At 70.8% G+C, this 20,384-nt stretch carries 19 protein-coding genes; 10 read left to right on the forward strand and 9 right to left on the reverse strand.

The genetic code is table 11. From position 1 onward, the window contains the following. Positions 1-134: 134 nt before the first annotated feature. Positions 135-1,325, forward strand: coding sequence for an NAD(P)/FAD-dependent oxidoreductase (locus M6G08_RS25620; protein ID WP_272589503.1), 1,191 nt, complete (start codon positions 135-137; stop codon positions 1,323-1,325). 10 nt (positions 1,326-1,335) lie between these two features. Beyond that, positions 1,336-2,274, forward strand: a complete 939-nt coding sequence (locus tag M6G08_RS25625) for a sigma-70 family RNA polymerase sigma factor (protein WP_272589504.1) — start codon at positions 1,336-1,338, stop codon at positions 2,272-2,274. Positions 2,275-3,171: 897 nt separating this feature from the next. Here the strand turns inward: M6G08_RS25625 and M6G08_RS25630 are convergent. The 6 genes from M6G08_RS25630 to M6G08_RS25655 form a co-directional block, all read right to left on the reverse strand. Next, positions 3,172-4,044 carry an SCO4651 family lipoprotein gene (locus tag M6G08_RS25630; protein WP_272589505.1) on the reverse strand — a complete coding sequence of 291 codons (873 nt, stop codon included), beginning with the start codon at positions 4,042-4,044 and terminating at the stop codon, positions 3,172-3,174. Between the two features lie 276 nt (positions 4,045-4,320). Beyond that, a complete protein-coding gene (locus M6G08_RS25635) occupies positions 4,321-4,563 on the reverse strand; it encodes a DUF6411 family protein (RefSeq protein ID WP_272589506.1) in 243 nt (80 codons plus the stop codon). Positions 4,564-5,129: 566 nt separating this feature from the next. Further along, positions 5,130-5,495, reverse strand: a complete 366-nt coding sequence (locus tag M6G08_RS25640) for an STAS domain-containing protein (RefSeq protein ID WP_272589507.1) — start codon at positions 5,493-5,495, stop codon at positions 5,130-5,132. Between the two features lie 23 nt (positions 5,496-5,518). Next, entirely contained in the window at positions 5,519-6,628 is a 1,110-nt protein-coding gene (locus tag M6G08_RS25645) for a cobalamin B12-binding domain-containing protein (protein WP_272589508.1), read from the reverse strand. After that, positions 6,625-8,247 carry a PP2C family protein-serine/threonine phosphatase gene (locus M6G08_RS25650; RefSeq protein WP_272589509.1) on the reverse strand — a complete coding sequence of 541 codons (1,623 nt, stop codon included), beginning with the start codon at positions 8,245-8,247 and terminating at the stop codon, positions 6,625-6,627. Before M6G08_RS25650 ends, M6G08_RS25645 begins: the two co-directional genes overlap by 4 nt. Positions 8,248-8,538: 291 nt before the next feature. After that, positions 8,539-9,699: a PP2C family protein-serine/threonine phosphatase gene (locus M6G08_RS25655; RefSeq protein WP_272589510.1), complete on the reverse strand. Its 1,161-nt coding sequence runs from the start codon at positions 9,697-9,699 to the stop codon at positions 8,539-8,541. Positions 9,700-9,848: 149 nt separating this feature from the next. Here M6G08_RS25655 and M6G08_RS25660 point away from each other — a divergent pair, with 149 nt between their 5' ends. Continuing rightward, a complete protein-coding gene (locus tag M6G08_RS25660) occupies positions 9,849-10,331 on the forward strand; it encodes a MarR family winged helix-turn-helix transcriptional regulator (RefSeq protein WP_272591427.1) in 483 nt (160 codons plus the stop codon). A 614-nt stretch (positions 10,332-10,945) separates the two neighbouring features. Then, positions 10,946-11,131 (forward strand): hypothetical protein, encoded by a 186-nt coding sequence (locus M6G08_RS25665; protein WP_272589511.1) that lies wholly within the window; start codon positions 10,946-10,948, stop codon positions 11,129-11,131. 166 nt (positions 11,132-11,297) lie between these two features. On the opposite strand, the gene M6G08_RS25670 is transcribed toward M6G08_RS25665, so the two are convergent. After that, positions 11,298-12,527 (reverse strand): BamB-related PQQ repeat family beta-propellar protein, encoded by a 1,230-nt coding sequence (locus M6G08_RS25670; RefSeq protein WP_272589512.1) that lies wholly within the window; start codon positions 12,525-12,527, stop codon positions 11,298-11,300. A gap of 184 nt (positions 12,528-12,711) precedes the next feature. On the opposite strand from M6G08_RS25670, the gene M6G08_RS25675 reads away from it, so the two are divergent. The 5 genes from M6G08_RS25675 to M6G08_RS25695 all read left to right on the forward strand — a co-directional run bounded on the left by M6G08_RS25675 (position 12,712) and on the right by M6G08_RS25695 (position 16,512). Continuing rightward, positions 12,712-13,800 carry a hypothetical protein gene (locus M6G08_RS25675; RefSeq protein WP_272589513.1) on the forward strand — a complete coding sequence of 363 codons (1,089 nt, stop codon included), beginning with the start codon at positions 12,712-12,714 and terminating at the stop codon, positions 13,798-13,800. An 84-nt stretch (positions 13,801-13,884) separates the two neighbouring features. Further along, positions 13,885-14,421 carry an RNA polymerase sigma factor gene (locus M6G08_RS25680; protein ID WP_272589514.1) on the forward strand — a complete coding sequence of 179 codons (537 nt, stop codon included), beginning with the start codon at positions 13,885-13,887 and terminating at the stop codon, positions 14,419-14,421. Continuing rightward, positions 14,414-14,962, forward strand: a complete 549-nt coding sequence (locus M6G08_RS25685) for a hypothetical protein (protein WP_272589515.1) — start codon at positions 14,414-14,416, stop codon at positions 14,960-14,962. Before M6G08_RS25680 ends, M6G08_RS25685 begins: the two co-directional genes overlap by 8 nt. 123 nt (positions 14,963-15,085) lie before the next feature. Continuing rightward, complete coding sequence (locus M6G08_RS25690) at positions 15,086-15,628, forward strand: hypothetical protein (RefSeq protein ID WP_272589516.1); 543 nt, start codon at positions 15,086-15,088, stop codon at positions 15,626-15,628. A 425-nt stretch (positions 15,629-16,053) separates the two neighbouring features. After that, a complete protein-coding gene (locus M6G08_RS25695) occupies positions 16,054-16,512 on the forward strand; it encodes a hypothetical protein (protein ID WP_272589517.1) in 459 nt (152 codons plus the stop codon). Between the two features lie 52 nt (positions 16,513-16,564). On the opposite strand, the gene M6G08_RS25700 is transcribed toward M6G08_RS25695, so the two are convergent. Then, on the reverse strand, positions 16,565-17,560 hold the full coding sequence (locus tag M6G08_RS25700; protein WP_272589518.1) for a helix-turn-helix domain-containing protein: 996 nt from the start codon (positions 17,558-17,560) through the stop codon (positions 16,565-16,567). A gap of 279 nt (positions 17,561-17,839) precedes the next feature. After that, positions 17,840-18,856, reverse strand: coding sequence for a MerR family transcriptional regulator (locus M6G08_RS25705; RefSeq protein ID WP_272589519.1), 1,017 nt, complete (start codon positions 18,854-18,856; stop codon positions 17,840-17,842). Positions 18,857-19,011: 155 nt separating this feature from the next. Here M6G08_RS25705 and M6G08_RS25710 point away from each other — a divergent pair, with 155 nt between their 5' ends. Beyond that, positions 19,012-19,620, forward strand: a complete 609-nt coding sequence (locus tag M6G08_RS25710; protein ID WP_272589520.1) for a sigma-70 family RNA polymerase sigma factor — start codon at positions 19,012-19,014, stop codon at positions 19,618-19,620. Positions 19,621-20,384: the final 764 nt, after the last annotated feature.

Genomic DNA, 20,384 nt, shown 5'->3' on the forward strand with positions numbered 1-20,384 from the left:
CCATGACAATTTCCAAGTGTCGTCGAAGGCTGCGCCGCTCACCCAGTTTAGTGACTCACGTCACACCCGGCTCCTGTCAGCAACCGGCGCGCCGTCTCGTTCAAGGGGCACGCGATCCAGACAGGAGCATCACCATGAAGCACCGCATCGTCGTACTGGGCGCCGGATACGCCGGGGCCTTCGCCGCCGGAAACCTGGCCCGCCGGCTGTCCCCCGCCGACACCGAGATCACCGTCGTCAACGCCGTTCCGGACTTCGTTGAGCGGATGCGGCTCCACCAGCTCGCGATCGGTCAGGACCTCGCATGGCGCAAGCTCGCCGACGTCTTCGCGGGCACCGGGGTCCGGCTCCGCCTGGCGCGCGTCACCGGCGTCGACCCCGAGCGCAGGACCGTCGCCGTGACCGGCGAGGACGGCGACGACGAGCTGGCGTACGACACACTTCTCTACGCGCTCGGCAGCTCCGTGGCCCCCCATGGGGTCCCCGGCGTGGCCGAGTACGCCTTCGATGTGACCGGCCTGTCCTCGGCGCTGCGACTGCGCGAGCGCCTGGCCGGCCTGGGCGAGGGCGGCACCGTGCTGGTCGTCGGTGAGGGACTGACCGGTATCGAGACCGCCACCGAGTTCGCCGAGTCGCGGCCCGACCTCTCGGTCGCCCTCGCCGCCCGCGACGAGCTGGGCACCTGGCTCTCCCCGAAGGCCCGCCGCCACCTGCGCCAGGCCTTCGACCGGCTCGGCGTCACGGTCCACGAGCACACCGCCGTCGAAGCCGTCGAGCCGACGCGGGTGATCGCGGCGGACGGTTCGTCCCTCCCGGCCGACGTGACCGTGTGGACGGCCGGGTTCGCCGTGCACCCCATCGCGGCGGCCAGCGGCCTGGAGGTCGCCGAAAGCGGCCAGATCGTCGTCGATCGCACCATGCGCTCGGTCTCGCACCCGGACGTCTACGCCGCCGGTGACTGCGCCTACGCGATAGGGGACAACGGCCGGCCGTTGCCGATGTCCTGCGCCTCGGCCGGCCTCACCAACATGCAGGCGACCGCCGCGATCATCGCGCGCCTGACGGGCGGCGAAGTACCGAACACCGGCATGAAGTACTACGGCAACCACATCAGCCTCGGACGGCGGGACGCGATCTTCCAGATGGTGGACGGGGACGCCCGGTCGAAGACCTGGTACCTGGGCGGCCGGACCGCCGCGCGGCTCAAGTCGGGCGTGCTCAGGGGGGCCGGGTGGGGTATCGCCCACCCGACCTTCGGCATGCCGAAGCGCAAGCGCCGCCTGGCCACCGCACCTGACCGTGCCGGTGCGAGGGTCGCCGCATAAGCTCCTCCGCATGGACAGCGCAGCCATCGATCGGTTCGAGGCCAGCCGGGGCCGGCTGGCCTCGCTCGCGTACCGTCTGCTCGGCTCGGCCGCCGACGCCGAGGACACGGTGCAGGACGCGTTCCTGCGCTGGCAAGGCGCAGACCGTGAACGCATCGAGGTACCGGAGGCGTGGCTGACCAAGGTCGTCACCAACCTCTGCCTCGACCGGCTCCGTTCGGCACAGACGCGCCACGAGCGCGCTGCCGGAGACTGGCTGCCCGAGCTACTTCTGGAGGGCGACCCGATGCTCGGCCCCGCCGACACCTTCGAGCAGCGCGAATCGGTGTCCTTGGCCGTCCTGACCCTCATGGAGCGCCTCTCGCCGGTCGAGCGGGCCGCCTACGTCCTGCGCGAGGCCTTCTCGTACCCCCACGCCGAGATCGCCGAGATCCTCGACATCACCGAGTCCGCGAGCCAGCAGCACGTCCACCGGGCCCGACGGCGGGTCACCGCCGAGCGCCGGGGCGGCCACGAGGTGGACCCCGCGTCCGCGCGCCGGATCGTCGAGGAGTTCCTCGCCGCGGCCACGTCGGGGCGTACCGAACGGCTGGTGGCGATGCTCACCGCCGACGCGACCGCGGTCTCGGACGGTGCCGGACTGGCCAGGCGGCTGCTGCGGTACACGACGCGCGAGCGTGTCGCCTCGTTCGTACGGGCCGGGTTCAAGGCCACTCCGGCGAAGCGGCGGCTGGCCGGCGGCTCCCCCACGATGCACTTCGCGCTGGTCAACGGCTCTCCGGCCGTCTTGGCCGTGGTCGGCGACCGGGTCGTGGGCGCCGTGGCCTTCGAGATCGGTGACGGCAAGATCGCGTCGCTGCGCGGCATCGCCGCCGCGGAGCGGCTCGCGCGCCTCAATGAGGCCTGGCGGCACCACGAACCCGGTGTGCCGGTCATCAGCGCATGGTGACCGGCGCCCCGCGATCCAGTGACCCGAGTCGAAGCCAGGGCAGTGCCCCACCTCGTGGACCCGGCGGAAACGGTGTTCCCGCCAGGTGCTCTTCGGTTTCTCTGTACGCGCCTGATGTACGCACACTGATGCACGCACACTGATCGGAGCTCCAGACCCCGGGAGAGTGAACCTCCGCAGGGCTCGGGCGCCCGATGCCTTTCCGTCATCCGTCTGGCCGGACCTGCACTACGGCGCCGCCGGGGGCGGCGCTGCGCTCGTGTTCGGGCCGACCCGCCACGGCGCCAGCGTGCACGGGCGGATGCGGGAGGGAAGCAGCGCGGTCTACATGGTGAGCGACGGCTTGCACGCGGTGCGCCGGCGGGGTGGCCGACGCCGACGGCGTGACTCTCGGACCGAACGGGCCTCGGCCGCCAGATCGAGGAGCCGCGTATCCAGCTGAGCCGCGTCGAAGACTCCGCCGCCACTCTCCGCATCCGCCTGGACGCCCGCACGCTCCGAGCAGGGTGTCTCGGTCTGGCCTCCGCCCACCACCGGCGCCGCACAACGGCCTTGCGGACGCCTTCCCTCTCGGCTTCTCGAGGTGGCCGCGTGGATACGCGACGTCAGTCCGTGTCCACGCGGACAGGACGCTGGTCACCGACAGGATCGGGACTGCCCGGCGTTCCGTGCCCCAGACTCCGCACGCGGGCAGCCACGGCGTCCGGGGCGTCAACTGTGACGACGAGAGCCCCCGGCAAGGTGCGCACTCTTGCGAGCCACGCATCGGGACGAATCAACGAGATCGTCCTCTACGGGGGCACCGCCCCGGCCGCCATCGGCTGCGACACCGGCCCCCTACGACACGTGCAGCCGCTGGACGCCGGTACCGCAGGGCCTCGCCCCGGTGCGTGCCGGTCAGCTCGACTGCCGGCTGCCCTGCAAGGCCTTGTCGGTCATGTCGGCGACCTGGTCGGCCGGCGGGGCCTCGGCATTGACCTCGACGCCGAAGTCCGAAAACTGCATCACCGTACTCATCTTCAGCTGCTGCGCCGAAGCGCTGCCCTCCGGCTTGGCAGAGGCGGAGGCCGGGGCCTTGACGGTCATGTCGATCTGCTGGCGGCGCAGCCGGCCTTCGTCGTCGAGCCAGATCTGCATCGGCAGCGTCGAGCCGAGTTGCTGGCTCATCCGTTCGCCGCCCGGCAGCTTGGAGACGTCCACAGAGACCTTGTAGTGCGTGGTGTCGACTCCACCGACCTTCTCGGTGCCGACCTTGGTGACGTCCTGGTCCGTGATGGCCTTGGCGTAGGCGGCGGTACGGGCCGGGTCGCCGATCTGCTGATCGCCCAGGCCCTGCTGTGCGGCGACCTTCTCCAGGTCGATCTTGATCCAGGGCTTGCCGCCCGGAGACTTCTGGCCCGACACCTGCTGGTAGAGAACCTGGTCGACCACGCGTTGCTCGATGGTCCTGTCCTGCGCGGTAATGGTCATGACGCTGTCGCCCTCGGCCAGGTCGAGGACGCCCTCGCCGTCGGACGTGATCCTCTTGCCCGCCGCGGCCACATCCATCTTGATCGTCATCCGGGCGGATTCGGCTTCGGCTGTCCTCTCGTAAGCGGCCCGGACCTGCGTCGTGCCCTGCTCCTGGGCCTCGGCGCCTCTGCTCGCGCTCGGTGTCGCGCCGCCCCCGTCGGCCTGCGAACCGCTGCCGTCACCACAACCCGCAAGGACGACGCTCCCCATCGCCGCGGCAACCACGACCGCTCCGGCCTTCGTCACCCTGTGACGCATGTGAATCCCCATCTCCTCAACAAGTACCAGCCGCCGCCTCGTCACGCCGACCTATTGGGCCGAATGCCCCGAATACCCATCAACACACTTATTAATGCGGATAGTTGGGCATCTCCGCACTGCCCTTTCCTGCGCAACGCGAGAACGAACATCAGCGCCGATGGCGGTGAGTACGAGCCGGGGGTGGGATTCGCCGCCCTTGTGAGCGACGGCGCGCAGGGCATCGTCCGAGTGCATACCGTCTCCTGGCGTGCTCACCACGGACCACGTCGGCGGTCAGAAAGGCATGCGGCCACGGGCTCGCCGGCCGGCCGACCCGCTGCGGCCGACAGCCCTGGAGCTGCTGCGAAACGGCTTGCTGAGCGCTCGTCCAAGGATGCCGGGGGCCTTCCCGCCGGCCCGTGACCCGAAACCGAGTGAGCGTTGAGCACCGCGTTGCGGATGGCGGGACAGACGCGGCAAGAGGAAGGCCAGAAGAGCGAGGACGACACACACTGCGACGATCCCGACGATCATCATGTGGGACTCCTGAACGTGAGAGGTGTCTGTCGGTTGCCCCCGGGTCGCGGGACCATGCGCGAGGCAAGCTCACGGGCTGGACCTCGCACACCCCTTCTGCCGGACCCCTGGCCCATGACCGCGCCGCGCCCGGCCGAACGTACTCAGCGCCGGTCGCGGGGAGTGCCCAGCCCGGAGGACAGGAGCGGTCATCGACCCGGTCATCGACCGTCCGGCAGCCGGTAGAGCGGGGAAGCACGACCGAGGCCCCGCTTCCGTATCGTGCACTCCTCAGCCACCTGCAGATGTGGCGAGGTCGTCGCTCTTGGGAGAGTGCCCGCCGAACGACCAGCCCGTCATCCACGGCGCTCGCCCCAGGCGCGGCGGCGTCCCCGTTCCCTGTCGCTCTCAGCCGGGGAGTCGGACCGCTCACCGATCAGAACCGCTTGCAGGAATTACTGGGTGGAACACGGAGCCGGTTGGAACAGCGAACAGCGAACACCCGGAACGCAAGCACGACCGCGTGAGTGGGAAGGGACCCGCGACCGCCCCCCGAAGCGAGCAGAGGGTGAGCGAGCCTTTGCCGGTCATTCGTCGGCGGGAGCCGCCGTGCGCTGGGGGCTGACCAAATAGTCGTAGGTACCCGTGAGTTCGAGCAGTCGCTTGAGTGCCGGGCCTATGTTGTCCAAGTGGAAGCCGATGCCGTCCCGGCAGGCGGAACGGTGGATCTGCAGGAGCGTCGACAAACCCATGGAATCCACCACTCCCAGCTCCCTGCAGTCCAGTCGGAGATCCTCGACGTCCGCACGCTCGTCAAGGGCCAGCCGCACCCGGCGGAGCAGTTCACCGCAGGTGTCGTAATCCAGGTCGCCGTCGAGGGCCAGGCGCACGGTGTGCGGACCGGTGACGGAGGGCGAAGCGGCAGTGGGGTCTTCGTCCGGTGAGGTGGTCACGGTGTTCGTCCAACGTTTCGGGGTCAATGGGAGGCGGCGAGGGCGTCGCGCCCGGCGTCGATGAAGCGGCGGGCACGCGGAAAGTCGCGCAATTGCCTTGCCAGCAGTTCCAAGCCGGGCAGGAGGCACTGCGCGGGAACGCCTCGGGCGGCGAGTACCTCCGCTGTCCAGGTGAGGAAGTCGGTGAGGATCTCCGATGCGTCGACGTACAGGGCCGCGGCCAGGAAGTGCACGATGTGCGCGAGGTCCTCGGCAGTGCGCTCGCGTTGCTCGTCGGTGTAGTCACGCATTGCCGGAAGACGCTGTTCCAGGCCGAGGAAGGCGTCGCGTACGAGACGGGTGGATGTCTTGGCGACCATCGTGTATTCCTGGTCGTCCAGATGCGGCAGGTCGTCGATCGTCTGATGGGCGGGGGGCGGCCGGAGCAGAGGGCCGGTGGCGAGTCTGTCCGCGGCCGCGCGAGCGTCGGGCGACCAGGCGTCGGCCCCCAGCAGGCGGGCGTAGCGGCCGTCGGCGCCGAAGGCGAGGCCGCCGACCATGACAGGGGTACCGACGGCCTGGACAGCGGTGATCGCGCTGTGAGCGGCTGGCAGGCGGGTGGGCAGGGAACTGGACAGGCAGACCGCGTCCGGCCCGGTGCGGTGCAGGTGGCCGATCAGGTGGGCGGTCGGCACCTGGGCGCCGAGGTATTCGACCTGCCAGCCCCGAAGTCGCAGTGTCTCGGCCACCAGCCGCGCCGGCAGGGCGTGCCATTCCTGGTCCACGCAGGCGACCGTGACACGTCCGCGCGGCGCGGTGGGGCGCCGTATTGGCAGGCAGGCGATGACACGGTCATTGATGGCGGTGGCCGCGTGCTCGTCGGCCACGCTCATCCGGTTCGCGGCCCATTCGATGCCGACCTTGCGCTGGACGGCGCCGATGACGTCCAGCAGCAAGGTCTCCGGCCGGAGTCCCGCGTCGAGCGCTTCGTGGACGACGTCGACGGCCGAGAACTCGTCTCCGGCGCGGACGGCCGTCCACAGTTCGTCCACCCATTGCAGGGCTCGCTCGTCGCCACGAGCCGGGGTGAGCAGGCGGGCGCCGTCGTCGCGCGGGCCCGATGCGTCGTCGATGCGGAAGGCGCGGGTGCTCATGCCGTATACCTGCCCCGTGTCGTTCCGTCCACGGCACTGAGGTGGCTGCCGCGCGGGGCGGTGATGGCCATGACGGCGATGTCGTCGTGACGACCGGCGTCGAGCCACTGCGCGGTGATCATCTGGATCCGCTCCACGATCGCCGTGGCCGGCATGCCGACGCACTCCGCCGCCGCGCGCCGCAGGCGTTGCTCGCCGAACATGGTGTCACCCAGGGGGCCGCCCTTGGCTTCGGTGACACCGTCGGTGAACAGCAGGCAGGTCTCCCCGGGTGCTAGCCGTACGTGTGCGGTGCGGGCCGTGACGGCGGGCAGGACGCCGATCAGGGTTCCGTTGGTGTCGGCCTCCTCCACTGACCCGTCACTTCGCATGATCAACGGTGCGGGGTGGCCGGCCGCGGTGACGCGCAGCACCACATCGCGTTCCTCCCGGCGGACGGAGGCCAGCACCAGGGTCGCGAAGCGCGTGTGATGGCTGGTGCGCATCGCGTTGTTCAGCAAGCGCAGCATCCTGGTGTGGTCGTCGGCCATGGGGAGCAGAGCGTGCAGGGTGTTGCGGATCTTGCCCGTGAGTACTGCGGCTTCCAGCCCCTTGCCTGCCACGTCTCCGAGTACGGCGAGGGTCTCGGGGAAGTCATCGCCGGGCGGGTGCACGTCGTAGAAGTCACCGCCGACGCGTTCTGTGTCCTTGCTCGGACGGTAAGCGCCCGCGAACTGCACTCCCTCCACCTGTCGCAGGGTGGGCGGCAGCAGTTCACGCATGAGGGTGTCGGAGATCGTGTTCTGCTCCGCGTAGAGACGGGCCGCGGACATCGCCGCGCCGGCCCGGGCGGCGAAGAGCCTCGCCACCACCTCTTCCCCTTCCGTGAAGGCGACCTTTCGCACCCGGCGCAGCAGTATCAGCGCACCCGCCGGCACTCCGTGGCCAGGAAGCGGCGTGATGGCCAGTGATCCGACTTCTCCGAATCCCTCGGGTACGAGCCACCGCGGAGCAGCAGCCGGGTCTATCCACTGCGAGGGGACAGGCGGGAAGCCCCGCAGCGCCTCGGTGAGTCCCGGCACGCTGTCCGGCGGTCCCGCGACAGTGCCGTAAGAGAGCCGACCGCGTTGGTCACAGACGACCATCGGCAGCTTGTTGGTCGCACTGGGGGCGATGACCAGCGCGGCGTCCGCCAGATACTCGGTGGCCAGGCGCGCCGTGACCTCCATGCAGCGGTCCAGGTTCAGGGAGGCCAACAGCGCGGTGGAGGCCTGGTTCAGGAACTGTGTGCGCTCGCGTTCCGCTGCGAGTTCGACCAGGAGCGACTGGTGTTCGGTCTCGTCCACGAACCACCAGGCGACTGCCCCGGCCGTCAGGACGGACGGATGCGCGGAGAAGAACCGCTTGCCCACCGCGCCGCTCACCGAGACAGGACGAGCGGCCCTCCCGGTGGCGGTGGCGAGCCACGAAGGGGACCGCAGCCGCCGACCGGGACGCGCGGTCGGCAAGAGCACCGAGGCGGCGTCGTTGAGTTCAGCGACGTACCCGTCCGCGCCTATGACCACCACCGGGTAGGGGGCGGTGGCAGCGCTCACCGCGCTGGCGGCACCGGTGCGGTGGCGGGCCGGGGAAGAAGTCATGGAACGGGGCCCCTTCGCGTGGACCCTCACCTCACTCAGCGAAGAAAAGATGTCGAAAGACAACAGTCCCCCAGCACGGTGGTTCTGTGCAACCACCGAACTCTCCCGTGGCCGTCGGTACAGCCTGGCAAAGGACGACTATCCCTTGGTTTCCGGGAGTTGTGAGGTCGCTCGGCAGCTGCGAGAGCGCCAAGATTCACATTCTGCGCACATCCTCCTGCCGACCGAACCGTGCGGACGCCGTGCCGAGCGCGCCGGATGGATGACGGGAGCCGCACGCCCTGCCCGCACTCAACGCCCCAGCCAGTCCAGGCAGACCACCAGAGCATCGTCGTCCGAGGCCGACCGGCCGCGGTGGTCGGCCAGTTCCCTCAGGACGGCACGCGGTACCTCGGCCGCGGGCAGCAGGCGTGTGGCCTGGATGGCCCGGGCCAGCGCCGCGTCTCCGTACGCCTCCCCCCGCGGGGAGGCCGTCCCGTAGACACCGTCGCTGACGAAGATCAGCCGATCACCGGGCTCGGCGTACAGCTCCTGTGACACGTAGTCGGTCTCGTCGAACATACCCAGGGGCAACTGCGCTTCGAGTTCGACGCGATCGACCACGCCGTCCCGCAGCCGCAGCATCCGCGGCGAGCCGGCGTCCACCACGGATACCCGCCCGGTGGCCAGTTCGAAGTCGAGCATCAGCACCGACAGGTAGCACTGGCCCCGGTAGTGGGCGTAGAGCGCCTGGTCGGCGAGAACAGCCTGGTCGGCCAGGGGGAGCCCGGCCCGCCGTGCGTTGCGCAGGGCGCTGATGGCCAGGTTCGTCAGCACGGAGGCCTCTGTGCCCTCCCCCATTCCGTTGGTGACGTAGAGCATCAGGTGGTCCGCGGTGGCGGACCAGTCGAAGTTGTCACCAAAAATGGCGTACGCGGGCTCCAGTTGGGCACCCAGCTCGTACTCCGGCCGGGCGCAGGAGCGGCCGGGCAGCAACTGCCACTGCATCTCCGCGGCGAGCGTCAATCGGTCCCTGCGCCGCGCCTGCGTGTACACGTCCGTGTCGCGCTCCGCGACGACGACCTCGTGCGCGAGTACTTGGGCGACGTCCCCCAGCTCGGCCAGAACCGTTGCCGCCTGATCACCGTCGGGCAACGTCACCGACAGCACGCCGAGTCGGTCACCGCGCACCGTGACGGGCAGGTGCAGCCGAGCCATGCCGTCTCCGGCCCGCTCGACGAAGGGCTCCTGGGCGCCGAAGGCCCGACCGGCGGCACTGCTGTGCACCGAGATGGGCTCCATGGTGTGCGGCAGCACGGACACCGGCTGCAGTACGGTCAACCCATAGTCGGCCATCAGCAGTTCCACCGACTGCGCCCCGTAGTGTTCGGCCAGCACGCGTCGAACGGCGTCGAGCAACTGATGCGGCGCCGCCGTACGCAGAGCGCGCTCAGCGGCTACGAATCTGTTCACGAGGATAGAAACACCAATCTTCTGCCGGGCCCGTACGGGCCTCGCTCTCGGTACCTGGCTCGTTCGCCGGCTGTCCCGGTCGTCCGAGTGGTCTTCGCCCAGCTTCGCGCGCCTAGTACGCTGACATGCGTACCAGCGCCTGCGAGAGTGTGACCGTGACTGCTTCCCGTCCCCGCCCACAGCCCGACGAGGTCGCCCGGGTGACCTCCACGGCCGCGGAGTTGCTGGAAGTGCTCTGGGGCAGGGCCTCGACGGCGCCCGCTTCGGCGTCCCAGTTGCGCGTGCTGTTCATCCTCGAACACCATGAGGGCATCAACCTGCGCACGCTCGCCGACTCCCTCGCCTCCACGCCGCCGTCGACCAGCCGACTGTGCGACCGGCTACAGGCCTCCGGCTTCGTCGAACGCGCCGTCAGCGCCACCAGCCGACGCGAAGTACGCCTGTATCTCAGTGAGCGGGGCCGCGCCTTCCTCGACGACCTGCGCGAGCGAAGGGAGCGGGAACTGCGAGCGGTTCTGGAACAGATGCCCGCAGCCAAACGGAGCGCCCTGCTGGCCGGCCTGGAGGCCTTCTGCGACACCGCGGCGAGCCGGATACACCATGACGCGGGCTGGGACGCCCACTCCGCATGATGCGACAGATGGGCCCCGGCTCCTGCCGCCGGCCACGGTAACGCCGCCCGGCGGCCCACTGGCCAGTGGCCTTCCACTGGAGCATGACCGTTCCCTCCCGCGCGCATCCCCGCCACCGTCCCTTGCTGCCTGCCTGCCCCGGCTGCCTGGTGACAGCGGCGGTCCTCGGTAGGCACCTGCCTGACTACGTGTGCATCCGAATACCCCGTATCACCACGTCAAACGGCCCTGTGGCCCGTATCTCCGTCCGGAGTGCTCAAGAGGGCCGTGCTGATCGTCCGTCCCGCTGTGGGTGTCCGTACTCGCTCGTACGCGTGCGTGCCACTGTCGCGCTCGCGCGCAACGCCCCACTGTTCAGGAGTAGTTCCCCGCGCTCCGGGCGTCGGCCGGCCCTGACCGCACGGCACGTGCTGTCGACCGAGCGCACGTCCGTGGAGGGACGTCGGTTCCCTCGTGCGGCAGGGGCCACCGCGGGCACCAGCCTCCACACTCCGCGCGCCCGCCCCTCCTTCCCCACCCCGTTGCGCTCCCGTCATCAGCTCGAACACGTCCTGCCGGCCGCCCGCCGCCTCGGCGCCCCCCTCCGAGCGGGTTCCGAACGGGGCCGTGGATGTATGCGTGTCGGGAGCACCACCGCCTCCGGTGCGTGGACCTGCCGTTCGAGCCAGGCGGCGACCGCGTTGGCCATCCAGCCGTCCGACGAGCAGCCGAGCAGCACGCACGGCCGCCCCCGCCTGCCCCCTGACCGCTTCGGCCCGGTGTTCCACGACCACCACCCCGGACGCAAGCAGCCGATGTGAGGCCGATTCACCGCCCTGAGCGACTTCACCCTCGACCGTCACGACCGTGCCACCCACCAGGAACGGGACAGCATGATCCGCCGCCACCTCATCCGGCGATCCCGCCCTGCCGGCGACCGGTGACCACGTGCCGTCGTCGACCGGGCGGGCGTCGTCTGATGCGGAACTAGGCCGGCAAGGCGTGCAGGTTCTTGCCGTGCAGGGCGAAGACGTGCTTGCCGTCGGTGGCCACCAGCCACGCGTGATAGTCGCCGGACTCGTCATTGAACGTCCAGAGCAGGTCACCGCTCTTCGCGTCGACGGCGTGCACGCCGCCCCGCTTGTCGAGACGGGTGGCGCCGTAGAGGGTGCCACCCGCCTTGACGAACTGCTGCGGCTCCCGGACCCCCGCGTCCGCCAGGGCCGTGCTCCGCCAGATCTCCTTGCCGGTCTGCGGCTCAACGGCCCAGAGCGTCTTGCCGCCGTCCGCGACGTACAACTCGTCCTCCAGGACGGCCGGTGCCTGGAAGGAACCGTACTTCTCGGTCTCCAACGACCACTTCTCGCTGCCGTCGGAAAGGTTGAAGGCCTGCAGCTTCCGCCCCTGCGGGACGATCACCAGCTTCTGGTGGACGGCGAAGGAGTCCCAGTTCGTCCGCGTCGTCTTCCGCGTCCACACCTGGCGGCCCGTGGCGGTGTCGCGGACCGTGAGGTTCTTCTTGTAGTCCGTGTAGACGAGGTAGCGGCCCTGTACGGCGGCGCGCACTCCGTTCTGCTGAGTGCCGAGGTCCCGCTGCTCCTTCCACGCCACCTTGCCCGTGGTGCCGTTCAGGGCGGCGATCACGTTGGTGTGGGACGAGCCGTCGTCCTCCAGTATCTCGGCGATGACGTAGACCTGCTCCCGGTCCACCGCGACCGGCCTCGGCTGCCGGTACTCCGTTCCCAGGCGGCTGCGCCAGGTCTCCTTGCCCGTGGCCGGGTCGTACCCGGCCACGCTTCCGTCGTACTTGCCGCTGGCCAGGTAGAGGGTGCCGTTGCCGAGCAGGAGCGGCGCGCCGGGTATGGCGGCGTCCGCGAGCGACCACCGCTCCTCGCCGGTCTCCGCGTCGAGGGCGGCGAGTGGCTCCCCCGTCGCGATGACCACGCCGTCCGCGGCCACGAGTTCGTCGTTGTCCCCGTACGTCTGCGCCGAGGTCGACTCCGTCCACAATGCCTTGGGCCCCGCCCCGTCCTCGGCGGCCCCCGTGGACGGGGCGCGGCTTGCCCGGTCTGCCAAGTCCCCTCCGTCGGCCGTCTCCTCCTCACGACAGCCGGCGGCTCCCGCCCCCAACGCCGCCAGCGCGAGGCCGCCCCCGGCCAGCCGCAGCAGCAGCCGCCGGTCGGGCATCTCTTCCGCCGAGCGGTGATTGCATGACATGTCGTTGTCCCCCGTGAGCCGTGTGAACAGTGCGAAGCGCAGCCCGCGATCGGTGCCGCGACCGGGCACGTTAACCGGTGCCGGGCGGGCACGGCGGCGGCAGTACCCGATGGGGACAGTGTCGTGAACCGATCGATACGTTGATCGCGTCGTACATGAGAACTACGGGGGGGGACGGACAGACATGCCCATGTACCGCGGTGGCGGCATCAGCCCCTGGAAGCTGGTGCTCCTGGGACTGCCGCTGTTCCTGGCGGGCGTCGCGGTGCCCGCCGCCATGCTGCCCTCGGCGCTGGCGGACGAACGGGCCTACACCGAGGCCGCGCCGTGCCCGAGGCGAGCGACGGCTGCGGACGCCGACTGTCTGCTGTCCCGGCAGGCGTCTGTGGCCGCCAAGCACGTCACCGGCAACGGCGACAACAAGAAGTACTTCCTCGTCATCGGTTTCCCGGACGGCACGCAGGAGCGGGCACGGCTGAGGAAGGACAGCCATGGGAAGGTCGAGTCGGGCGAGCCGGTCACCGTCGTCTCCTGGCGCGACGAGATCCGCGAGATCACCACGCCCGACGACGAGCGGCTGACCACCTGGGCGTATCCGGTCGGCTCGTACGTGCCCCTGCTGTTCGTGGCCGTGATCGGAACACCGTCGGGCGCTTCGATCCTGTGGATGGCCTACTGGTCGAGGCGGCTGCGGCGTGCCGGGCGCAGCCTCGTCTCCACCGGCCGGTGGCACACCTCGGTCCCGTTCGTGACGGCCGTGCTGTACGGCTTCTCGGCCATGATCGCGATCGCGGTCTCCCCGAGCTTCACGGCCGCGGTCATCGCCGCGGGCGCGGTGGCCGTCGCCGCCGTCCCGCTCTCCGCCCTGGCCTGGCGCGGCCGGCGGAACACGGCCGAGGCGAAGGCGGCCAAGCTGCTGACCGCGACCGGGGTCGCCGTTCCGGTGGCAGAGACGGTGATTCCCGCGCGGGTGTCGGGCGACGTTCCGTACAGCCGTGTCGACTGCGACCACCTGGTCCTCACCCCCGGCGGCCTGGCGGTCACACCCGATGCGCGGGGGGTGAGCTGGCGCCTTCCCCTGCCCGGGTCCCTGGCCTTCGTCCGCCTGCACCGCGCGGAGTCGGTCGGCCGTGCCCACGTCCGGGGTGTGTCGCGACCGCTGCTGGTGGAGTGCCGCGACGGCGGCCGCGAAGTGCTGCTCACGGCGGACCGCGAGCATGTGCCGTGGATCCTGGGCGCGCTGCGGCCACAGCCCCGGGGCTCGGTGTGGTAACGGATCTTGCACCCGCGCCGCACCGGGTGGCACTGTGCACGTGCTTGAAGGACGTAAGGCCACCAGGAACTGCGGGTGCGGGGGATGGACGAAGAGGCGTTCGACGCCTTTTATGCCGGGAGCGTGGGGCGGCTCATCGGCCAGCTGTACGCCATGACCGGCGACCGGGCCGAGGCGCAGGACGTGGTCCAGGAAGCCTTCGTCCGGGCCTGGGAGCACCGGCACCGGCTGGACGCGGACGGTGCCCCGGAGGCATGGGTGCGCACCGTGGCCTGGCGTCTCGCGGTCAGCCGGTGGCGGCGGGTGCGCACCGCGCTCTCCTTCGCCCGGCGCCAGGGGCCGCCCCCGAACGTACCGCCGCCGGACACTCACCACGTGCTGCTGGTGCAGGCGCTGCGGCAGCTCCCCGCGGCGCAGCGGAGAGCCATCGTGCTGCACCACTTGTGTGATCTGGAGGTGAAGCAGGTGGCCGCGGAGACGAACTGTCCCGTCGGTACCATCAAGGCACAGCTGAGCCGGGGCCGGGCCGCTCTGGCGGGGATTCTCGCCGACACCGACCTGGACCCACGGGCGGGCCGGGTGTCGGAAACGGGCCGGGTGTCGGAGGTGGAGCATGGCTGACGGAACCGGCTTGGACGAACGCCTCGCCGATCTCGCCGCCGAGGGACGGCGGTTCGCGGTGCCGCCGGCGGCGGAACAGATCCGGGCCCGCGGGGAGCGGCGTCGGCGCCGCAAGCGGGTGGCCCAGGTGTCGGGCGGCGCGCTGCTGGCTGTCGCCGTCGTGTCGGGGGGCCTGTGGCTGGCCCTGCCCGGCTCCGGAACGGCACCGCCCGCCGCGCACCCCTCGCCCAGCTCTTCCGGGTTCGTGCCTCCGACACCGGCCCCGGGTGAGGAGTACGCCAGCGAGATCGGCTACGTGTACGACGCCGTGCTGGCGGGAGACTCTGTCCGGGTCACCGTGAAGCCGCGCACCGGAGCGGTGCACACACTGACCCTCTCCCCGCAGCTCCCGGTCGAGGTCGAGCACGTCGCCGGTGGCGAGCCGGCGGACATGCGTCTGGGGGAGCTGGTGGACCGGCTCAGCGGCGGGCCTCGGTGGCAGTTCGCCGTCGACTACGACGGCGAGGGCCGGGTGCGGTCGCTGCGGGAGGCGTCCTGGTGACCGGCGGGTGCGCTTCGGCGAGGGTGCCGGAAAAAAAGCGGACGGGGATGCAACCCGGAGGCCGGGGTGCGGCGTAGAGACCGTGTGACCCAACCGCACCGGCCTTTCAGGAGAGCGTTGACCATGTCTGCCGCACACCGCCGCGCCACCACCCGCCTGCTCACCGCCGTCGCCCTCGGCACCCTCGTCCTGACCGGATGCGGCGAGAGCGGCAAGGAGTCCGGCGACCCCACCACACCGGTCGCCGCGACGACGAACGCGCAGCCGTCGGCCGGTAAGTCCCCCTCGGCCGAGACCTCCCCGTGGGCCGGCACCAAGCAGTTCGTCACCATCGACAGAGTCTGGACCGAGGAAGGGGTGACCCGTCTGTCGGTGCGGCCCGCCCAGAAGGAGGTCAACACCCAGTTCGACACATGGGTGGTCACCCCCGGCACGGGCGACTTCACCACGGTGACCCTGACCGGGGATGCCCGGGTCCTGCTGACCACCCCGGTCCGCGAGGAGGCCCCCGGAGCCAGCAGGGCCGAGCCGCTGCCCTCCTCACACGCCGAGTTCGTCACCCTGGTGAAGGGCCTCGACCCCGCCCTCGCCAAGGGCATCGGATACGACCTCAGCTTCGACGGTTCCGGTCAGGTGACCAAGGTCCAGTCCCTGTACAGGCCGTGACGCGCGCCCCTTCCGCACGCCGCGCCTGCGGCGCGTGGGCGGGGAGGGCCGGGTACGCGAGGCGCGGGCGTGCCGAACCGACTGGCGCACGAGCTCTTCCCCGCCTCGCCCGCCAGTGCACAGCGTCCTGTTCACCACGCTCCGCGCCGTATCCTTCCTCGCTCGCGCTGCCTTGACGATCAGTGCCAAGCAAGCCACGCGCTCTTGATCACCCATGCCAGGAAGAGCTGCTTCGGCACCGAACAGCCCGGGTCCGTGCCAACGTCGAGCCGTCGGGGTCCGGCATCCGGTCACCGGCGTACCCCCCAGGAACGCCCCACACCGCGCCGGGCGACCGACGCCCCGGCACATCGACAACACACCGACACCAGGAGTGCACGAACATGGGCACGCGCAGCAGAGTCACAGCGCTCACCTCGGGAGCGATGCTCGCAGCAGGAACACTGCTCACCACCGTCACCGCAGCCCCCGCGCAGGCGTACGACCCCGACCCGACCACGTACGTCACCCGGCAAGCGACGGACAACTGCCCCTGCACGCACGGCGACCTGATCGACGGGACGTACTTCCACAAGGACGCCGGAGGTGTGGGCGTCAAGATACTGGCGACCGTGGGCAAAGCCTCCAACATCGTGGGCAAGGTCGAGTTCCACCCCTTGGACGAGAAGCTCTGGATCTACGACACCAAGAACGACGGTGACGCCCTCTACGCCCAGGTGACGTGGTCCGGCGGGGGGTCCCAGGTCTACAAGGCCCCCGGCACCGCGAAGTCCATCGACGTCCGGACCGTCGACCTGAACATCCCCGAAGACACCTACGTCTCCGTCAAGCTGTTCGACGGCAACGGAACCGACCTGATCCAGTCCACCCAGGGCCGGGCCTGACGCCCGACCAGCGACAGACACAGTCCCGCCCCGGCCACCTGGCCGGGCGGGCTCACCTCGCCTCCCCGAGGACACGCCGCCGGTACTCGCCCGGCGGGATGCCATGGGCGTCACGGAACGCCCTGCCGAAATGGGCCGCCGACGTGAAGCCCCAACGGAGGGCAACGCGGCATGCGGGAACTCCACGCCGCGCGGGGTCGGCGAGATCCCGTCGGGCGGCATCGAGGCGGCCGGTGCGGATCAGACCCGCCACCGTCTCCTCCTCGCTCTCGAAGAGACGGTGCAGCTGGCGGACGGACAAGTGGTGGGCAGCGGCGACCGTGGCCGGAGAGAGTCCGGGGTCATGCAGATTCCGTCGGATGTGCTCGCGCACATGAAGCACCAGAGCACGCTCGCGACTCTCGTCCGGGAGCCCGGCCGCGGTCTCGGACTCATGCGCCAGCATCCCCGTCACCAACTCGACCAGCAAGGTGGCCAGCCGCCCGCCGTCCGACGGACGGTAGCCGCCTTGCTCGCCGAAGAGCTGGACCAGGGTCTGCGCGACCAGCAGCCCGAAGCCACGCCGCCCGGACAGACTCCGCCCGAGCAGCCGGTCGGTACGGCAACGCAGGGCGGGGGGCAAGGAAACCAGCGCCTTGGGGATCTCCAGCCCGATAGCCACCATCGGGGAGTCGCCGAACGGTGCCCCGACTTCGCAGGGGCGGGAAACATCGATCACATAGAGGTCGTGCGCATGATGCGTGTCGCTGTTGCCGGCCTGTTCGGTGTAAAGCGGGACACTGCCGGGCAGGACCAGCGTGAGATGCAGCAGCTCCGGGTCCGACCTGCGAATGTCCACGGCTGTTCGCCTATGACGGCACGGCCGGAACACTGTCCGCCACGCGACCAGCGGACCGAGCCGCAGCAGGTGCTGGACGGCCATGAACTCGGAGGGCCGGTCGCACACGGTCTCCATCGGGGCGATGGTGCGGTTCATACAGTCCCGCCAAGCATCGAACCGTTCGCCGCGCGGCAGATCCGCGGTGCGGAACACCTTCATGGGCAGCATGCAGGCCAACTCTCCCCCCGTCGACCACGAACTCCTCGTGGCCACAGCCCTACCCGACGCACCCCCTGATACACCCGGTCCGCTCAGCGACGAGCCTGGGGATCACTCCACTCATCCTGCCATGGGCACCGACAGCCCGGCCCAGAATGACATACCTTCACGAGCCCCGTCGCGTCCGCGAGTACGGCCTCACGGACATCCCCGGGGCACCAGGCATCCTGCCCTTCCCCCCGACCGTTGCCCAGGCGCCACGGCCAAGAGCCGGCGGAAGGCAGCACGTCACAAGGACCGCGACGACACCGCTGACGTCAGCGCGGCGACCGCTTCGGCAAGGCCCGACGGACGCGCCAGCCCGGCCACCGCCTGCCCGGCCCAGCCAGGGCCCAGGGTCAGCACGGCCGGCCTGCGGCGGGCGCCGCGCACTCCCCACTCCATGGCGGCCACGTGCTGGGCCAGCGGCCGGCTCGCGGTGGTGCGGGACTGCGCCCACAGCCCCACCGCGGCCGGCCCGGTCCTGCGCACCGCCGCGACGAGCGACTCGACGGGCAGGGCACCGCCGAACATCCGCACCGGCACCCCTCGCTCCGTCAGTGCCGCGGACAGTACCTCCAACGGCAGGGTGTGGTTCTCCCCCGGCACACAGGCGAGCACCGCGGTGGCCCCGGGACGGTCCGCGGCCGTGTGCGGTGTGGCTCGCCGGAACGCGCCGGAGACGTGCCACGACAGGAAGTGCTCGACCTCGACGTACTTCTCGCCCGAGGTCTGCCACTTGCGGCCGACGGCCTGGAGCGTCGGCACGATCACCTCGGTCCAGGCGGCGACGAGACCGTGTTCGTCGATCGCGGCGAGCAGTAGTTCGTCCAGGGCGGCGGCGTCCAGGCGCAGGGCGGCCCGGGCGATGCCCCTGCACTCCTGCCGTACGTCGCCGAGTCGCAGGCCGCTGCCCGCCCGGCTTCGGGGGCGGTTCGAGGGGCACGGTGCGCCGGCGGCGCCTCGCGAGCGGGGTGCCGCCGTCGGCGGCTTCTCACTGCGCGCCAGCCGAGCCGCCTCGGCCGGCGGAATCCCGGTCGCCGTCATCGCGCACATCCGCTCCAGCCTCGCCACGTCCCCGGCCGACCAGCGCCGGTGCCGGCCGCCCGTGCGTACGTCCGGCCCGAGCCCGTACCGGCGGTCCCACGTGCGGACCGTGGTGGGTGCCACCCCCAGACGCCGGGCCACCTCGCCGGTGGTCAGCCCGCCTCCCCGCGGGCCGCCCTCGTCGGCCCGGCCCTCACCGTTCTCCCTCTGCGCGCTCATACCTCCAATGTACGACGCACAAACGACGCATGTTGTCCGCGTCGTTCTCGCGTCCAAGACTGAAAGCACGCGCACGGTGACGGCGCGAGCCGAACCGGCGGACCCGCCGTTCGGCGGACGGCCCTCCGTCTCCGTACGGCGCAGGAGGAAAGGCCATGAACACGCACCCACGACCGACGACGACCCTCGTCCCGCCCGTGGAGGAGACGCGGTGCGAGGAGGAGCTGGCCCGCGGCCTCGTCCGCGCCGACGAGGAGGCGTTCGCAGCCATCTACCGGCGGTGGGGCGCACTGGTGCACACCATGGCCACCCGCTCCCTCGGCGACACGCACGAGGCCGAGGACGTCACCCAGCAGGTGTTCATCGGCGCCTGGCGCGGGCGGAAGGGCTTCCGGCCCGAGCGGGGCGCGCTCGGCGCCTGGCTGGTCGGCATCACGCGCCGCAAGATCGTCGATGCCCTGGCGGCCAGGGCGCGGCGCCTGTCCCTGGTCGAGTCGGCCGCGCAGGACACCGCGCCGGGCGAGCTCGTCCAGCGGGCGCCGGACGAGGTGCTCGACCGCGTGCTGCTCGTCGAGGCCCTGTTGCGGCTCCCGCACGCTCAGCGAGAGGTGCTGTGCATGGCCTTCTACGAGGACCTGACGCAGGTCCAGATCGCGGAGCGCACCGGCCTGCCCCTGGGCACGGTCAAGAGCCACTCTCGCCGCGGCCTGCACCGACTGCGCACGAGCGTCGACCAGGGCGTCGCACGAGGCACCGGCGCGTGACCGCGTCGAAGGCGCGGTGAGGCGATGTCGGAGTCGCGTACGGCGCGCTCCGGATCGGCCGCCGCGGTGACCGGCGGCGGGCGCGGTTCCAGACGTGGCGATGACGGACCTGGCACACGGGGGTCAGGGAGCGAGGCTGGAGTCTGGCCTGTCCGCCGGTATCGAGGAAGGTCGCGCGGGGGCGCGTCCGGGCGAGCCAGCACGCGGGCACGGACGGCACCGGCGGGGGCCGTGCGGAAGGGAAAGGGAGTGCTCGTCCTCTCTCGGGATGGTTGGCACTGGGCGCGCTGGTGCTGTTCGTGTCGAACCTCTTCGCCCTGGTCCTCGGGGGCATCGTGGTCTTCGCCTCACTGGGCTACGCCGCGGAGGCCGACCAAGCAGGCCGGCCGGCCCCCGCAGGACGTACGCCGCCATGGTCCTGCTCTTCGCCGCCGTGTTCGTCCCGCTGACGGCCAACACCGTGGTCACGGTACTGCTCAACGTCTGGACCGGGCGGACCAAGGACGTGGCCCAGCAGTGGCTTACCGACGAGCCGGGCACGTCCGTCACGAGTGTCGACGCGACCTCACGAACGATGTTTGTCCACGTCCACGTCCACGTCCGCGTCCCCGGGACCCTGCCACCGGTGGAGTCTCCGCTCGAACGGCTGGAGGGCCGGATCCCGGACGGCATCCCCGTCGTGGTGGACGCCTCACGCGGTCGGCGCATCGACGCCGGGGGGGCGGCGGCTGAGTGTGGGACTGGCTCTGCCGTGCCCGACCAGC

The organism is Streptomyces sp. M92, from assembly GCF_028473745.1.
GTDB lineage: Bacteria > Actinomycetota > Actinomycetes > Streptomycetales > Streptomycetaceae > Streptomyces.

Excerpts from the sequence above, each read along its gene's own strand:
- M6G08_RS25635 (WP_272589506.1), bottom strand. The coding sequence starts at position 4,563 with ATGATGATCGTCGGGATCGTCGCAGTGTGTGTCGTCCTCGCTCTTCTG.
- M6G08_RS25665 (WP_272589511.1), top strand. The coding sequence starts at position 10,946 with ATGCGTGTCGGGAGCACCACCGCCTCCGGTGCGTGGACCTGCCGTTCG.
- M6G08_RS25650 (WP_272589509.1), bottom strand. The coding sequence starts at position 8,247 with ATGACTTCTTCCCCGGCCCGCCACCGCACCGGTGCCGCCAGCGCGGTG.
- M6G08_RS25695 (WP_272589517.1), top strand. The coding sequence starts at position 16,054 with ATGCTCGCAGCAGGAACACTGCTCACCACCGTCACCGCAGCCCCCGCG.
- M6G08_RS25710 (WP_272589520.1), top strand. The coding sequence starts at position 19,012 with ATGAACACGCACCCACGACCGACGACGACCCTCGTCCCGCCCGTGGAG.
- M6G08_RS25625 (WP_272589504.1), top strand. The coding sequence starts at position 1,336 with ATGGACAGCGCAGCCATCGATCGGTTCGAGGCCAGCCGGGGCCGGCTG.
- M6G08_RS25670 (WP_272589512.1), bottom strand. The coding sequence starts at position 12,527 with ATGTCATGCAATCACCGCTCGGCGGAAGAGATGCCCGACCGGCGGCTG.
- M6G08_RS25645 (WP_272589508.1), bottom strand. The coding sequence starts at position 6,628 with ATGAGCACCCGCGCCTTCCGCATCGACGACGCATCGGGCCCGCGCGAC.
- M6G08_RS25675 (WP_272589513.1), top strand. The coding sequence starts at position 12,712 with ATGCCCATGTACCGCGGTGGCGGCATCAGCCCCTGGAAGCTGGTGCTC.
- M6G08_RS25685 (WP_272589515.1), top strand. The coding sequence starts at position 14,414 with ATGGCTGACGGAACCGGCTTGGACGAACGCCTCGCCGATCTCGCCGCC.
- M6G08_RS25630 (WP_272589505.1), bottom strand. The coding sequence starts at position 4,044 with ATGCGTCACAGGGTGACGAAGGCCGGAGCGGTCGTGGTTGCCGCGGCG.
- M6G08_RS25620 (WP_272589503.1), top strand. The coding sequence starts at position 135 with ATGAAGCACCGCATCGTCGTACTGGGCGCCGGATACGCCGGGGCCTTC.
- M6G08_RS25705 (WP_272589519.1), bottom strand. The coding sequence starts at position 18,856 with ATGAGCGCGCAGAGGGAGAACGGTGAGGGCCGGGCCGACGAGGGCGGC.
- M6G08_RS25680 (WP_272589514.1), top strand. The coding sequence starts at position 13,885 with ATGGACGAAGAGGCGTTCGACGCCTTTTATGCCGGGAGCGTGGGGCGG.
- M6G08_RS25700 (WP_272589518.1), bottom strand. The coding sequence starts at position 17,560 with ATGCTGCCCATGAAGGTGTTCCGCACCGCGGATCTGCCGCGCGGCGAA.
- M6G08_RS25690 (WP_272589516.1), top strand. The coding sequence starts at position 15,086 with ATGTCTGCCGCACACCGCCGCGCCACCACCCGCCTGCTCACCGCCGTC.